The following is a 387-nucleotide window of genomic DNA, read 5'->3' on the forward strand; positions in this document are numbered from 1 at the left end:
CGTACTCGCTGCGCTGCCAGCCGCAGGTGATGGGCGCGTGTCTCGACCAGATGCGCCACGCGGCGCAGGTGTTGCTCATCGAGGCGAACGCGGTGTCGGACAATCCGCTGATCTTCCCGGAAACGAACGAAGTGCTCTCGGGCGGCAACTTCCACGCGGAACCGGTGGCCTTCGCCGCCGACAACCTCGCGCTGGCTGCGGCCGAAATCGGCGCACTGGCCGAGCGCCGCATCGCGCTGCTCATCGACGCGACGCTTTCGGGCCTGCCGCCTTTCCTCGTGAAGGACGGCGGCGTGAACTCGGGCTTCATGATCGCGCACGTCACGGCGGCTGCACTGGCGTCGGAAAACAAGACGCTCGCGCATCCGGCTTCGGTCGATTCGCTGC

Annotated in this window: 1 protein-coding gene; it reads left to right on the forward strand. The window is 67.4% G+C overall.

Going from position 1 to position 387, the window contains the following annotated elements:
- Positions 1–387, forward strand: a 387-nt coding sequence (locus ACOJB8_RS41260) for an aromatic amino acid lyase (protein ID WP_475018021.1), incomplete at both ends; no start/stop codon positions are given.

The organism is Paraburkholderia sp. BR10141 (assembly GCF_056155635.1).